Origin of the sequence: Lunatimonas lonarensis, assembly GCF_000390185.1 — a bacterium.
Lineage (GTDB): Bacteria > Bacteroidota > Bacteroidia > Cytophagales > Cyclobacteriaceae > Lunatimonas > Lunatimonas lonarensis.
On sequence record NZ_AQHR01000114.1, the window covers coordinates 35,803 to 50,778 of the forward strand.

Genomic DNA, 14,976 nt, shown 5'->3' on the forward strand with positions numbered 1-14,976 from the left:
CACATGTTACAAGAACTCGCTAATAAAAAAGTAGGAAGCATTGTCGCAGACAACTTCAAAACTGCCCAAGTATTCACCAATTACGGCATTGATTTTTGCTGTAAAGGCGGTATCAAACTAACGGATGCCTGTGAAAAGAATAATATCTCCTTGGAGGCAATTATCGAAGATCTGGAAAAAGCTGTGATCGTTTCGGATGATGTGCACTACTTAGATTTTAACCTTACCAAGTTGATAGATCATATCATTGAAACGCATCACTATTATGTGGAGCGGACCATCCCTACGCTGAAAGCTTATTTGACCAAACTATCGGCTGTTCATGGAGACAGACATCCCGAACTACATGAAATTACTTATGAGTTTATGCAGTCAGCCGATGCGCTGACCACACACATGAAGAAGGAAGAATTGATTTTGTTTCCTTTTATCAAAGCCATGGAAGAGGCCAATAGAAGTCAATTCCCGCTTTCTCAGCCACATTTTGGCGACATAGCCAATCCTATTGCAATGATGGAACATGAGCATGATACAGAAGGAGAACGTTTTCGGAAGATTTCTGCATTGTCCAATACCTATACATGTCCACCTGATGGCTGTCAAACCTACCGGGTAGCATTTGCCATGCTTCAAGAGTTTGAGCAAGATTTGCACACCCACATTCATTTGGAAAATAATATCCTTTTCCCTAAAGCACAAACACTTTATTCCAAGCTGATTGCTTAATTCTCCATGAATACTGCACCAAGACATATAGAAAAAAGGCTTTTACTCAGCAATTCTTTACCTAAGAGTTGGATGACTTGGGCAGTATTCTTTTTCCTTATAGCATCTCTGTTTGGTTTACTCATGCGACTATTTTTTATCAGCGATGTACCCGAGTTTCTAACATATAAAAATATTCTTCATGCACATTCCCATACAGCTTTGCTGGGTTGGGGATTCTTACTGGTCTCGGGAATATTGACCTTTACGTTCATTACAGATCCTTCAAAATTAACACGGTATAAAGTATTACTCATACTTCTTGTCCTTTCTACCTTTGGGATGGCCATTGCCTTTCCTGTAGAAGGATATGGATTATTCAGTATTGTGTTCTCAACGATACATTTACTCCTCAGCTATGTTTTCACTTACTTTTTCTTTCAGGACCTCAAGGATAGAAAACCAACACTGGCCATTCGTCTGATCAAATTCAGTCTGATTTGGCTGCTAGTTTCCAGCCTAGGTCTTTGGGCAATTGCTCCCGTTGGTGCTATCCTGGGTAAGTTGCATCCCTTATACTTTATGTCTGTGCAATGGTTTCTACACTTTCAGTTGAATGGCTGGTTTGTATATGCATTGCTAGGCTTATGGGTTCAGTACTTAGATGAAAAGGGAGCAACCCTAAGTATTCCTTCTTGGACAATTCCTGTACTACATATATCTCTTCTATTGACCTATGCGCTTTCAGTGGCTTGGAGCAGCCCCATTCATGGTTTATTTGCTTTAAATGCCATAGGGGTATTATTACAAGCACTGGCCTATTGGTTTTTTATCAAAGGAATGCTTACACTCCTTTCCAGCAGTTATCGGTTCCCGAGCAGTTGGGCGGACAAATTATTGTGGATTGGAATCATCAGCCTGATGGCAAAAGCACTTATACAGTCTGCTCTGATCATCCCAGACGTTGCAACTATTGTTTACACCATCCGCAATTATGTGATAGGCTTTGTCCACTTAGTTATGCTTGGTGCCATAACTTTTGGTCTTGGCGCTATCGCCATCAAAAAGCAATGGCTTGAAAAATCCTCTCTCAGTAAAATAGGTTGGTTGATTGTATCAATTGCTTTTATCAGTTCGGAGGCACTGATTCTACTACAAGGAACCTTCTTCTGGGCCAAACTCGGCTTTATTCCTGCCTATCATCAATTGATTTTTTGGTCATCTGCTTTATTCCCAATTGGCTTAATTATCCTATTGATCGCTCAGCTTTCAGCATCAAATACCTACGAATACCATAAACCTACCCCTATAAATCAACATCAAACAAAAAACAAACACTGCCACGTTTTATTCTTGGGCATAAGCTACTTATAAGATCATGGGAAACAAGCAGAAACCATATCTCGCATGCTGCGTGGCTATTACAGTCTTTTGGGAGCTTTAATATGTGAAATAGCCTCTTGCGGGTTTATAGGGCCGAGCACCTCTGGTTAATTAAGGCACACAGATTCTTTGAAGTTTTTCACAAAAATAAGTAGCTTCAAGGGTTCAAAAAATAGTCTCAATCCACGCTACGTTGTTTAAGCAAAGACATTCGTTCAAACCGACCCAATTTAAATTTTTACTTCAATTCAATTCATTCTCTTTACCAACCCAAAATATATGAACGATTCCTGCAAGGTAGGCCTGATGGGCATAGGATTAGATACCTATTGGCCTCAATTTCCCGAACTCAAACCCAAGCTGGCACAGAACCAGTCCCGTATCCGGAAAGAACTGGAAGGGTCCGGAGTAACGGTTGTGGATGTGGGCATATTAGACAAGCAGGAACAGGCGTTGCCTATTGCCGCCAACTTCAGGAAGGAGGACATTGATGTGCTGTTTGTAAATATTTCCACCTACGCACTTTCGCAAATTGTACTGCCGGTCCTTCAGCAACTCAAAACACACGTGGTATTATTGAATATTTCTCCGTATGGCGAAATAGATTTTGACCAATTTAATGGACTTCCTACCCGGGAACAAAGAACTGGCGCCTGGCTGGAACTTTGCCAAAGCTGCGTGGCTCCCGAATTGGCCAGTGTGCTACGCCGTGCCAACATTCCCTTCCAGTTGATCTCCGGCCATTTGGATGACCCGGAGGCCTGGGAGGAAGCCAAATCCATCATCCAAGCTGTCCGAATTACCAAATTCCTTCGGCAGACTAAGCTGGGTTTAATTGGCAATTACTACTCCGGTATGATGGACGTCTACAGTGACATCACCCAGCTCAGTAGTTTTCTGGGGCACCAAAACCACTTGTTGGAATTCGGTATGATCAAGAAATATCGAAAAGAATGTACCGATTCTGAAGTAAAAAATAAGTTGGATGAGTTTCACGAAACCTTCGATGTATCTACTGAGTGCAGCGGGTATGAATTGGAACGTGCTGCCAGAACCTCGCTGGCGTTGGACTTTCTGGTAAAGGAACACGGTCTGGGATGCATTGCCTATTACTTTGAAGGGCAGGGAGACGACGAATACCTGGATCTGGTTACCTCCCTGATACCGGGACTGACCCTGTTGACAGGCAGGAACGTACCTTGCGCCGGTGAATTTGAGGTCAAGAACGCACTGGCCATGAAGATCATGGATCTACTGGGCAGTGGGGGTTCCTTTTCGGAGTTTTACGCCATCGATTACCAAAAAAACATAATTCTTTTGGGACACGATGGGCCTGCTCATTTTGCCATTGCCGACGGTAAAGTGGGCTTGGTTCCCTTGGGCGTGTACCACGGGAAACCCGGCAAAGGGCTTTCCATACAAATGCAGGTAAAACCCGGCCCTATCACCATGTTGTCGGTTTGCCAGGGCTTTGACGGTAAGGTGTTTTTTCTCTACGCCGAAGGGGAAGCCATTGAGGGGCCGACGTTTCAGATCGGCAACACCAATTCACAGTACAGGTTTCCCCTTTCCGCAAAGAACTTCATCACCCAGTGGTCACTGGCGGGGCCGTCCCACCATTGTGCGATCGGGACAGGCCGACAGGGTCATGTGATCGAACAGATGGCCAAGCTGCTAGGCCTATCCTGTATAAAGATTTGCTGAACTTGATTGAAAGATCGCTTAATTCATGGTATAAAACCCGTCGTATCAATACGTGTTGGTCAAGCGAACCGAAGACCCGACGGACTAACTGTTTGACTCACTATATTGTATGATTGTTGGAATTGTATTGCATGCCCTCGGGGGATTTGCTGCCGGTAGCTTTTATATCCCCATAGCCCGGATAAAGAACTGGAAATGGGAATCCGGATGGATAATCAGTGGGGTATTCGCTTGGCTGATAACTCCTTGGCTGGTGGCCTTTCTTACAGTCCCCGACCTGGGAGGACTTTGGGGAAATGTCAGTTGGGGCGGTTTGTTTTGGCCCTTTTTCTTTGGGATTCTCTGGGGCATTGGTGGACTTACCTTCGGACTCACCATGCGTTACCTGGGGATTTCATTGGGGATGGCCATTGCCCTGGGTTTTTCCGCGTTGTTTGGCACACTTATCCCCCCACTTTACGAAGGTCGTTTATTGGCAAGTCTGGCGGAGAAACCGCTGGTGATTCCAGGTGTGCTGCTTTGTTTCATAGGCATAGTGATCGCCGGTCTGGCGGGAGCCAGAAAGGAAAAAGAACTTAGCAAAGAACAAAAGCAGGCCAGCGTCAAAGAGGCGAACTTTCCCCTTGGCATACTGGTGGCCACAGTTTCGGGTATTATGAGTGCCTGTTTTGCCTTTGGATTGGCGGCGGGCACGGAGGTAGCAGATGTGGCGTTGGCACAGGGCACTCCCACCCTTTGGCAAAGCAACCCGGTGCTGATTTTGGTGATGCTGGGCGGTTTTGTGACCAATTTTCTCTGGTGCCTGGGGCTGAACATCAAAAACCGCTCCTTTCAGGACTACACCAAGGTGCAGCCCTTGACCAAAAATTACCTGCTCGCCGGCACAGCCGGAATCGTCTGGTACCATCAGTTTATGTTTTATGGAATGGGATCAAGTTTTCTGGGTAGGGATTTGGACTTTGTAGGCTGGACACTGCACATGGCATTTATCATTATGTTCAGCAATTTTTGGGGCCTTTACTTCAAAGAATGGAAAGGGGTTAGCAAACAGACCAAAAGAACGCTGTATCTTGGTCTTGCTACTATCTTGACGGCCATGTTGTTCTTCGGCTTAGCCACCAGGGGCTAACGAAACAGGCAACGGCCTAAAAATATCTATTGGTCCTAAAAACAGGTGCTACCCAGTCATTGTTATACATTCGTGTTGGCGTAAGTCAACCGGTAATAGCATGAGAAGAGACCAATTTCCACGTAGCTTACTTTCTGGCGTTACAGGCACCAAATTTGGGCTGTTCGGGGGAATTGTCGCATTTATTTACGAATTTTGCAGCGCAAAAAATTCCTAATGGCATGAACTACAGAGGGGCAGTATATACGTGGCTGATCACCGGCTGTGTGATGGTATTGATGATGGTTGTCGTAGGAGGGATTACCCGACTTACGCAATCCGGTTTATCTATGGTTCGTTGGGAGCCTATTATCGGTACCCTCCCACCCTTGACCGAAGAAAAGTGGCAGCAGGAGTTTGAGGCCTATCAGGCCACTCCTGAGTATAAAGTGTACAACAACCATTTTTCGCTGGACGACTTCAAGGGGATTTACTTTTGGGAATATGTACATCGATTGCTGGGGCGCATAGTGGGACTGGTCTTTTTGATCCCAGCTATTTTCTTCTGGCGGAAAGGTGCCTTTGACGGACGCATGAAAAAGCAGGTGGTCATCATATTCTTTGGCGGTCTTTTCCAGGGTGTGCTGGGTTGGTACATGGTAAAGAGTGGCTTGGTGGACCGGCCGCATGTAAGCCATTTCCGCCTCGCCGCACACCTATCCACCGCGCTTGCACTTGCTGCCTATATATTCTGGGTTTCCCTCGAGTGGAAACCCTTCAAACAAATCCATGCCCCGGAAATCAGAAAGTGGAGCATAGGACTGCTTGTTGTGCTGGGCATACAGATTGTCTATGGTGCCTTTGTAGCTGGCCTGAAGGCCGGAAAAATGTACAATACCTTTCCGAAAATGGGCCGCACATGGTTTCCGAATGAAATCACAACTGCCTTTGATATCCATGGGTGGATGGCGGTGATCGAAAATGGCATCCCGATCCAGTTGATTCACCGGTACCTAGCCTACTTGGTGGTAGGTATGGTAGTATGGGTTGCATGGTCGATCTACAAAAAGCATAAGGGTTTACAGCCAGCAGCCCTGTTATTGGTTGCCCTTGTGACAGTCCAGTTTTTACTGGGTGTATTTACCTTGCTCTATGCAGTACCTGTAAGCTTGGGTGTATTGCATCAGCTGGGAGCGGTGTTTCTCTTGCTGGGTGTTATCTACCTCATCAAAAAGACCTCCAGGGTGACCGGAAACAAGGCAACGAAACCCGCTGAAGCCACGCAGGCACTTGCCTACTAGCCAAGAAATCCTAGGTTTTTCATATCGTAGCGAACGCCCGTTGAACCCAGCCAAACGAGTGTTTCCTGAGCGAACAGGAGGTTCTCGGATTCCACAAATCCCAACGCCAAGTGGGAATGCGTGTGTAGCAGAAAGGTAAAATCCAGCGCATTTGGCAGATTACCTATGAAAAAAACCGCAGGCACAACCCATAAAGGATAGCCACCAAAAAAAGAGAAAACTGCCCAGCGCACCCAACACCGAATCAAACTCCTCGAACCAACCTTACTTGGCAGGCCAGGGTACCGGGCTGGGTGTATGGGGTTAAACAGATTCATTTAACCGGGCAAACAATTTTTTTGCTTTTGGAAAGAGGATATTATTTTCAAGGTGAATGTGGGTGTGCAGGTCTTCTTCAAATTCCTTTAACATCGCATAAGCTACCCGGTAAGTCTGGCAGCCATCGGAAGGGGTTTCATACCCATTACTCAACGCTGAAATCCTGCGAAATCGCTCTCCCTCAGTATCATGTTCATGTTCCATCAGGTCGATGGGAATATCGATGTGGACAAAATGTGGTGGTGAAAGGCTGAATCCTTTTTCATCTGCCGATCGCATAGCCTTTATGTAAGGAAAGAGAATAAGCTCTTCTTTCTTCATATGAACAGTTAGGCCATCAATCGCTTCCATAAAGAGATCCTTTATGACATGCAGCTCCGGATGCCTATCTCCGTGAACAGATGCCAGTTTTTGGAGGTAGGTACGCAAAGGCGGAACGGTGTTTTCAATATAACTGTGATGGGTGGACACAATGTGATCGATCAGGGAATTTAGGGACAGATTGATATAGTGCACATCGTCGGGAAGTGACGACACAACCAGAAGGTCTTTCAGCAGCGGCTCCAGTGCCACACCGTTTATTTCACAGGCCTCCTGTACGCTGATACTTCCCTTACAACAAAAATCAATTCCATAAGCCGTAAATACCCGCGCTGTGCGAAAATTTTCAGCTACAATGCCTCCTACTTTTCGTTTTGACAATAGTTCCATAGTTTATTATATTAAAATGTTGCCACCAATTAGTAACTCATGATCTTTCAATGTTTTAGGAAGCCCAAGCCTGTGTTGACCCGCTCGGCCACATCCGAGAGACCGGTAGTCAACAACATGCAGGAGAGGCGCTCCCGGATAACCTTGAATTTATAGTGAACAGCACAAGGGTGATTTTCAGAGCATTTACGAAGCCCAAGGGCACAACCGGAAAAGAGGGCGCCCCCATAGATACTCGATACAATCTGACCTAGCATAATCTGCGAGGCACTGCCCTTTATAGCAAACCCACCATTTGGACCCTTCGTGGAAACAAGCAATGAATCCTTTACCAATGCCTGAAGAATCTTTCCCGTAAAGGCTTCCGGAGAGTTGATTGCCTTCGCGATATCCCTCAGTCTGGCCCGCTGCCGCTTGGCTGGCAGGGAGGCAACGTATATCATGGCGTTTATGGCATACCCGCAGGCCTTGGACAACATCCCCGGTTCGTTTTATAGGACAAATATATCCTTTTTTTTATGTTTTAAGGACAGTTTTGTCTTTAATTATTTTTTTACAAAGGTCCAAAAACCTCCTCCTAGTCTCCCATCCTACAAATCCAACAGGCTGCAAAAAGGAAATTGGGTACATCTCCTTATCATAATGATCGGTTTTTCAGCGGCTGGGGCATTTGATGACCTAGACGATCAAGATTCCGGAAAACTACTTATGGTAATCGAAAGCACTAAGAGGGATTTTGACGAGTTTGATCGGTTGGAATATCGAGTAGTGAGCAAAGATGGGGAATTGGTAAGGTGATTTCAGATGGTTGTATTTTAAAAAAATAAGGCTGATATTAAGCGGAAAATCAATTTGTCGGAGATTAATCCGATGGTTCACTTCTTTTGAACAGATGCTTTTATAGTCCAAAACCTTGATTTGATGGTTACCCTATTCATTCAACTGGAATTTTTCAAGCGTATCCGCTCCACGTCGTTTGCGAGAAGCCTAGCCGTGGGCATTTTCTTGGGTTTTCTGGCCTTGGTACTATTGGGCTACCTTTTGTTGCTGGGCTTGGCTTTGAAATTTCTGATAGATGAATTCTTTGCACCACCCTCCACTGCTGAATTCCTAAACTCCTATTTGGTTTACTATTTCACCTTCGAAATCCTGTACCGATATTTCATACAGCAGCTTCCGGTGTTTACGTTGGATAATTTCCTGCATTTACCCATCGCCAAATCGAAAATTATCCACTACCTCCTGCTATCCTCCTTTGTCTCCCCACTGACGCTGATTCCCTTGCTCCTATTTGGTCCTTTCACGTTTGTGGAGATTTTGCCGACATATGGTTCCCTACCCGCTTTTTCTTGGCTGGGGTCTGTACTTTTAACGAGCTGGTCCATCCATTGGGTGATGCTGTGGTTTAAGCAACGCTTTGAAGACAGCTTTGTTGTAATACTTGCGTTGAGCGGCATCATGCTGGCGGGATATGGTGTGGCCTATTGGGGATGGTTCGATATAGGCGCGTTTTTTGAACCTGTTTTCACCTTTGCATTAGAGCATACGGCACCGGTCATTCTTCTTGCCATCGTGATGGTGTGCAGTTATTTTCTGTGCTTTGCCTTTTACCGGCAAAATGCCTACCTGGAGGATCTTTCTGCCAGGGAGGAGGGCGGAAAGAGCCACGCTTCCTTCGGTTGGTTGTCGCGGTTTGGCTTGGCAGGAGAAATGGCAGATTTGGAGTGGAAGCTGATCGTACGCCATAAGAAAAGTCGGACCTACCTGACCCTCTGTGGCTTCTTCCTGCTGTATGGTCTAATCTTTTATATCAACCCCATGTATGCGAAGGAGGAAGGTTTTTCCCATCTGTTTATATTTGTAGGCATGTTCATTACGGGCATCTTTATGCTGCAGTACGGGCAGTTGTTCCTGAGCTGGAACTCAGCCTTTTTCGATTTTTTCCTTTCTCAGCCCGACGGCCTCTCCTCGCTAATCAAAGGCAAATACCTACTTTTTACGGGGATTTCATTCATCTGCTTTCTATTCTCCGTACCCTATGCCTATTTTGGGCTGGACATATTGTGGATCCACATGGCCACCTTCCTGTTTAACGTGGGGATAACGGTTCATTTGGTGGTAATCTTGGCGCTTTGGAAGCCAAAACCCATGGACCTGAACAAGGGGGCTATGTTTAACTACGAAGGCGTGGGCATAGCCCAGTTTCTGATGATCATCCCGATGGTCGTCGCACCCTACCTCGTATTCCTTCCTGCGGCCTATTTTGGAGGAGACCACCTTGGCCTCGTTGTATTGGGTCTCTTCGGTGTATTGGGAATGATAGCTTTTCCAACGCTGCTGAATTATGCCATAGGAATAGCCACGCAAAACCGATACGAAATCTCGTCTTCATTCAGACAGGAAACATGATACAGATACACTCGCTGAAAAAAACCTATGCCCATGGAACCGTGCTGGATATACCGGCACTGTCCATCCCCTTGTCCGAATGCTTCGGCCTGGTAGGAAATAATGGTGCCGGAAAGACTACCCTCTTTCGGATCATCCTCGACTTGGTACGGGCTACCGAAGGGGAAGTGACCATAGACGGAGCCGTAGTAGCCCAATCGGAACACTGGAAACACAAGGTTGGAGCCTTCCTAGATGAACACATGTTGCTCTCGTACCTTACACCCGATGAATACTTCGAAGCGCTCCGGAAAATTTATCGCATATCAAAAGACGATCTCGGCAATCACCTCGACAAGTTCGGGGAGTTCTTTAACGGGGAGATCCTGCAACGGAAAAAGTACATCCGGGATCTTTCAAAAGGAAACCTTAAGAAAGTGGGGATTGCGGCTGCTTTGCTAGGCGATCCCGAAGTCGTGCTCCTGGATGAACCTTTCGAAAACCTGGATCCCAGTTCACAAATCCGCTTGAAGAAGCTGATTCTGGCCGAAAAGGAAACCCGGAAAACCACCTTCCTTATCTCAAGCCACGACCTAAACCATATCACCGAGATCTGCGATAGAATCGTTCTGTTGGAAAAAGGATTGATCATCAAGGACTTAAAGGACAAATCGACCATGATTCAGGAGCTGGATGCCTACTTTCAGGTAGGATAATTCCTCTTCCCTTCTTGTTTAGTCCTCCACTCCCATTTGAACAAAGGCCAAAAAAGGTTAATTTGGCAAGCGTATTTACCCCAATAACAACCATGAAGCACACCAATCCAACGGGACGCAGAAAGTTTATCACAAAGACCGGATTAAGTTCGCTAGCGGCATTGCTGGGCGCCGAGATCGTTTTTGCCCTACCGGAAGGTTACCTCCCCCTCGTACTGGAAAACGATCCCCAGACCCTTTTTGGCAAGCATCCCGAGCTGATTGTTCGAAACAACCTGCCCTGGAACGTAGAAACCCCTGCCCACCTTTTGGACGACCGCGTGACGCCAAATGAGAAAATGTTTATTCGAAATAATGGGCTTGCTCCTGAAAAGATCGACGTGGCAGGTTGGACGCTGACGATTCGTGGAGAGGCGGTAAACCAAGAGAAAACCTACACTCTTCAAGACCTAAAGAGCAAGTTTACCAAATACCAGTATCAACTTGTCTTGGAATGCGGTGGGAACGGAAGGGCTGACTTCTTCCCGCCCACAGAAGGCAACCAATGGGAAGTAGGGGCTGTATCCTGCGCTGAATGGGCCGGGGTTCGCCTAAAAGATATCCTGTCCGATGTAGGCATAAAAAGCACCGCCGTATACGTGGGCTATCATGCGGCCGATCTTCATCTCAGTCGGGACACGAACAAAGAGGTCATATCCCGCGGAGTACCCATCGCCAAGGCCTTGGAGAATGAAACGCTGATTGCCTATGAAATGAACGGCAAGGACATTCCTCCCGCCCATGGACATCCCCTTCGGCTGATAGCTTCGGGTTTTCCCGCCTCTGTTTCAGGCAAGTGGCTTACGGGACTTTCCATACGAGACCGAATTCATGACGGAGAAAAAATGGCACCTCCCTCCTATGCCCTGCCATGCGATCCGGTACAGCCCGGTAGCGATGTACCAAACGAAAACATGTGCATCATCGAAAACATGCCGGTAAAATCGCTGATCACCTACCCCAAGTCCGGAGCAATCATCAAGGAAAACAGCCCTTTGCGTATCCGAGGGCATGCCTGGACCGCTGAACAGCGAATCACCAAGGTAGAGTATTCCATTGACTTTGGTGCCACTTGGAGTACCTGCCAACTTGAAAATGCCAAAAACCGGTATTGCTGGCAGCATTTTCAGGCAAGCGTCTCCTTTCCCCGAAAGGGGTACTATGAAGTATGGGTGAAGGCCACCGATGACTCCGGCAAAACCCAGCCCATGCTAACCCCCGGTTGGAATCCAAAAGGATACGCCAACAACGCTTGTCACCGCATCGCCGTTAAAGTATCCTGATTATGAGGCAAAAACGGCTGCAAACCCGATTCCACCCCATTATCGTAGGACTGGGAGTTCTCTTGCTCATTTTCGTTGGGTACTATGTATTTGATGCGGTCGTAAATGAACCGAATGACTTTGTAGCGGCTGACGCGCCCATTCCACTGGATCAAATAGAAAATCGAGTGGAAAACGGCGTACACGTAGCCACCGGCCTGTTGGAGGGGGATGGTCTGAACTTGGTGATAGCAAATTGTACTGCTTGCCATTCTGCACAGCTGATCACGCAGAATAGGGCCGATCGGGAGGGATGGAAAAAAATGATCGTATGGATGCAACGTACCCAAAACCTTTGGGACATGGGAAATCAGGAAGAGGTCATCCTTACCTACCTGGCTACCCACTATGGACCGGAGGATCCCCAATCGTCCGCCGGATTCAGGAGGGCTCCGTTGAAGGACATTGATTGGTATGAACTGAGGGAATAATAGCCATACCCGAACGTTGGTAACCGAACTTGCAAATTTTTCACCTTTCCTTTTTTGGGGATTTGATAGCCCATCCCAATTAAACATCCCCTCCGGTTAACCTGTACAAAAGAACAGATCGCTGACTGGTTCCCCAGCTTGCGCATGCCCTTCCCCAGCTCTCTGCATCGCCAGAAAGACATTAGGGGCAAACCGCTCATCTCCGGGTCGTTGATATTATTAAGCCACTATCCGTAAGATCGCCTTTTTTCTGGTCTGATTCCGCTATATTATTATATAATCGGTATTCAAACTCAAAAATATATTTCCTATTTTTAAAAAGAATAGTAGAACAGCAAAACAACCCAAACCCAACTAACCCCAACTTTTGCACCATGTATTCCGAGAAAATTGGAGGTTCCTTGCAATTTAACCTCAGGCACATTGGCACGAATGATTTTAAAGAACACGAGGATTTCCAAGGTATTTCCAGCCCTTTTTCACGAATGTACTTAGTTGTGAAGGGCAAGGGAGAGTTAATGACGGCATCAGGGCCCATAGATTTGCGTAAAGGAAGGATGTATTTGGTTCCCAGCTTCACGACCTGCTCCTACTTCTTTCACCCGGGCCTTCAGATGATCTATGTACACTTTGGCCTTAGCATGAAAGATGGAATAGATGCTTTTAATTTGATGGGCTTTTATCAGACGGTGAAAGCCAACGACTTGATGAAATACCTTTTTACGCGATTACGGGACATCAACCCTAACCGAGAAATCCCACACCACGACCCAATGGTCTACCAAAGGAAGCCCTGGACAAACCAACGATTCTGTTTTGACTCCCTAAAACAACATTTGGAAACCACGTCACTTCTAGGACAGATCCTCTCCAATTTCATCCAACCCGAAATACCGTTGTCTGCCGGTAAAATCCTTCGATACGGCTTGCAGCCTATCCTTTACTTTATCCAGACAAACCTCGACAAAGAAATCACGGTTGAGCAACTTGCCTCCATGGCCTGCTTTTCACCAGACCATTTTACCCGCACCTTCAAATCAGCATTGGGCGTGTGTCCAAACGAATACATCATCTCCAAACGGATAGAAAAAGCCAAAGCTTTGTTGCTGACCACTAAATTGTCTCAATCGCAAATAATGGAAGAATCAGGCATCCGAAACACCTCGTATTTTACCCGGGTTTTCAAAAAACACACCAACCTCACCCCATCGGCCTACAGAAGATTGCACATGGAATAGTGTATCTCAAATTCCAAAAAAAACAGAGACCTCTTGGATCGCCAAGCGGCCTCTGTCACAATAGGTTTAATAGCCCGGATTCTGAATCAGATTTGGGTTAATGTCTATCTCAGATTGAGGGAACGGAAACAAATAGTGCTTGGAAGGATCAAAAACACGTCTGATGTTTGAACCTGGCTCTACCAATGAATTGATATACGTTTCGGCTGTTCTCCACCTTCTGATATCCCTATACCGCATTCCTTCAAACGCAAACTCAACTCTTCTTTCATTTCTGATTCGATCCCGCATTTGGCTTTGGGTTAAGCCAGTGGGTAATGGTGGCATTTCAACCCCAGGCCTCGCTCTTACTTGATTGATGGCATCATAGACTTGCTGTACCGGCCCTTGCGACTCATTAAGCGCCTCGGCATAATTCAATAATACTTCCGCATACCTCAACAAAACCCAGTCCTGTTCGCTCCTTGTGGCATAATCAATCGGCAAAGTTTCCACATTTCCACCTTTCACAGGAGAGAGTCCCGTTTGGGAAATACCATTCCAAGCAAAAGGAACCACCTCTCCAGAGGCCTTTATCGCAGGATCGGTGAAAGCCCGAATAGTCTCCAACAATCTTGGGTCTCGATTTTTCTTCCAATCGGTCGGATCATAGAGGGGAGATTGGTTTATCGGCAGACCATCTACGCACTCAAACGCATCGCGAAGCTCTGCCCGGGGATTCCATATGCCGTGCCAAAGCAACCGGATATCCTGTTGGCTGGAATTGTCCGGATTGAGATACCTTGTCGAAAACATGATTTCCGGGTTGTTGTTTTGCCCTTCTGCCAAGAACAGCGTTTTGAAATTGTTAAACAAACTGAATTTACCCTCGTCCATTACCTGTTTGGCAGCTGCCGCAGCCCCGGGCCAATCTGACATGAACAGCAGTACCCTGCTCTTTAGGGCCAACGCAGATCCTCTTACCGCATGTCCGCGAGCACTGTAGTCGGTATTGGGTAGATTGGCAATGGCAAAATCCAAATCTGCTATTACCTGCTGAACTACCTGTTCCCGCGTACTTTGTTGGACAGTAGCTTCCTCAATGGTTACCGGTCGGGTGTATAAGGGCACGCCGCCATAGAAGTCAACCAAGTTAAAATAAAACAACGCCCGTAGGAATTGAACCTCCGCTTTATAGATCGTTCTGGTGGCTTCTGGCATTTCTACCCTGTCTATATTGGCGAGGAAAAAATTACAGGAAGCGACTCCTCTGTAACACTCGTTGTATATATTGGCCAATAGACCACCTGAGACTGCTTCCATATTACCCTGCGCGAAGGATCCTGTCGAGCTTGCGCCCAAGCTTTGGGCTCCCTCGTTTGCATCACCCGCCATTATATCCAGGGAATACACCCCTTCAAAATTAAAGGTGTTTACATTTAGACGCGAATACACACCCGCCAACGCCAAATCCGCATCCTTCTGGTTTTTCCAAAAGGTAGGACTGGAAATTTGCGTGGTAGGATTTCTTTCCAGAAAATCCTGGCAAGATTGGCAAACGATAAGGACGATCGCAATTAAAGCCGCCTTGGATGCCCAAATGATATTTTTTATAATTTCCATTATTCTGTTC

At 46.4% G+C, this 14,976-nt stretch carries 15 protein-coding genes; 11 read left to right on the forward strand and 4 right to left on the reverse strand.

Annotated features, from left to right (window positions below):
* Positions 1 to 3 precede the first annotated feature (3 nt).
* The 5 genes from ric (ADIS_RS20860) (at position 4) to ADIS_RS20880 (ending at position 6,201) form a co-directional block, all read left to right on the forward strand.
* Positions 4 to 726, forward strand: a complete 723-nt coding sequence (ric, locus tag ADIS_RS20860) for an iron-sulfur cluster repair di-iron protein (protein WP_010856715.1) — start codon at positions 4 to 6, stop codon at positions 724 to 726.
* A gap of 6 nt (positions 727 to 732) precedes the next feature.
* The gene (locus ADIS_RS20865) at positions 733 to 2,079 is read left to right on the forward strand and encodes a hypothetical protein (protein WP_010856716.1); all 1,347 of its coding nucleotides are present in this window, start codon (positions 733 to 735) and stop codon (positions 2,077 to 2,079) included.
* A 288-nt stretch (positions 2,080 to 2,367) separates the two neighbouring features.
* On the forward strand, positions 2,368 to 3,792 hold the full coding sequence (locus ADIS_RS20870; protein ID WP_010856717.1) for an L-fucose/L-arabinose isomerase family protein: 1,425 nt from the start codon (positions 2,368 to 2,370) through the stop codon (positions 3,790 to 3,792).
* Between the two features lie 109 nt (positions 3,793 to 3,901).
* The gene (locus tag ADIS_RS20875) at positions 3,902 to 4,921 is read left to right on the forward strand and encodes an L-rhamnose/proton symporter RhaT (RefSeq protein ID WP_010856718.1); all 1,020 of its coding nucleotides are present in this window, start codon (positions 3,902 to 3,904) and stop codon (positions 4,919 to 4,921) included.
* Between the two features lie 221 nt (positions 4,922 to 5,142).
* On the forward strand, positions 5,143 to 6,201 hold the full coding sequence (locus ADIS_RS20880) for a COX15/CtaA family protein (protein ID WP_010856719.1): 1,059 nt from the start codon (positions 5,143 to 5,145) through the stop codon (positions 6,199 to 6,201).
* Here ADIS_RS20880 and ADIS_RS20885 read toward each other — a convergent pair.
* Genes ADIS_RS20885 through ADIS_RS20895 form a run of 3 tightly spaced genes read right to left on the reverse strand, consistent with a single transcriptional unit; the run spans position 6,198 to position 7,709 of the window.
* Positions 6,198 to 6,518 carry a hypothetical protein gene (locus ADIS_RS20885; RefSeq protein WP_035807191.1) on the reverse strand — a complete coding sequence of 107 codons (321 nt, stop codon included), beginning with the start codon at positions 6,516 to 6,518 and terminating at the stop codon, positions 6,198 to 6,200. The genes ADIS_RS20880 and ADIS_RS20885 overlap by 4 nt on opposite strands.
* Complete coding sequence (gene ric / locus ADIS_RS20890; protein WP_010856721.1) at positions 6,505 to 7,230, reverse strand: iron-sulfur cluster repair di-iron protein; 726 nt, start codon at positions 7,228 to 7,230, stop codon at positions 6,505 to 6,507. The genes ADIS_RS20885 and ric (ADIS_RS20890) overlap by 14 nt, the downstream gene beginning before the upstream one ends.
* Before the next feature lie 47 nt (positions 7,231 to 7,277).
* Positions 7,278 to 7,709, reverse strand: coding sequence for an RrF2 family transcriptional regulator (locus tag ADIS_RS20895; protein ID WP_010856722.1), 432 nt, complete (start codon positions 7,707 to 7,709; stop codon positions 7,278 to 7,280).
* Between the two features lie 163 nt (positions 7,710 to 7,872).
* On the opposite strand from ADIS_RS20895, the gene ADIS_RS23055 reads away from it, so the two are divergent.
* From ADIS_RS23055 to ADIS_RS20925, 6 genes are all read left to right on the forward strand, one after another.
* Positions 7,873 to 8,028 (forward strand): hypothetical protein, encoded by a 156-nt coding sequence (locus ADIS_RS23055; RefSeq protein WP_010856724.1) that lies wholly within the window; start codon positions 7,873 to 7,875, stop codon positions 8,026 to 8,028.
* A gap of 123 nt (positions 8,029 to 8,151) precedes the next feature.
* The gene (locus ADIS_RS20905) at positions 8,152 to 9,639 is read left to right on the forward strand and encodes a DUF5687 family protein (RefSeq protein WP_010856725.1); all 1,488 of its coding nucleotides are present in this window, start codon (positions 8,152 to 8,154) and stop codon (positions 9,637 to 9,639) included.
* Complete coding sequence (locus ADIS_RS20910) at positions 9,636 to 10,334, forward strand: ABC transporter ATP-binding protein (RefSeq protein WP_010856726.1); 699 nt, start codon at positions 9,636 to 9,638, stop codon at positions 10,332 to 10,334. Before ADIS_RS20905 ends, ADIS_RS20910 begins: the two co-directional genes overlap by 4 nt.
* Positions 10,335 to 10,426: 92 nt before the next feature.
* Positions 10,427 to 11,656 carry a sulfite oxidase gene (locus tag ADIS_RS20915; RefSeq protein ID WP_035807193.1) on the forward strand — a complete coding sequence of 410 codons (1,230 nt, stop codon included), beginning with the start codon at positions 10,427 to 10,429 and terminating at the stop codon, positions 11,654 to 11,656.
* 2 nt (positions 11,657 to 11,658) lie between these two features.
* A complete protein-coding gene (locus ADIS_RS20920; protein WP_010856728.1) occupies positions 11,659 to 12,126 on the forward strand; it encodes a hypothetical protein in 468 nt (155 codons plus the stop codon).
* Between the two features lie 374 nt (positions 12,127 to 12,500).
* Positions 12,501 to 13,364 (forward strand): AraC family transcriptional regulator, encoded by an 864-nt coding sequence (locus ADIS_RS20925; protein ID WP_035807195.1) that lies wholly within the window; start codon positions 12,501 to 12,503, stop codon positions 13,362 to 13,364.
* A gap of 66 nt (positions 13,365 to 13,430) precedes the next feature.
* On the opposite strand, the gene ADIS_RS20930 is transcribed toward ADIS_RS20925, so the two are convergent.
* Positions 13,431 to 14,966, reverse strand: a complete 1,536-nt coding sequence (locus tag ADIS_RS20930) for a RagB/SusD family nutrient uptake outer membrane protein (RefSeq protein ID WP_010856731.1) — start codon at positions 14,964 to 14,966, stop codon at positions 13,431 to 13,433.
* Positions 14,967 to 14,976 lie beyond the last annotated feature (10 nt).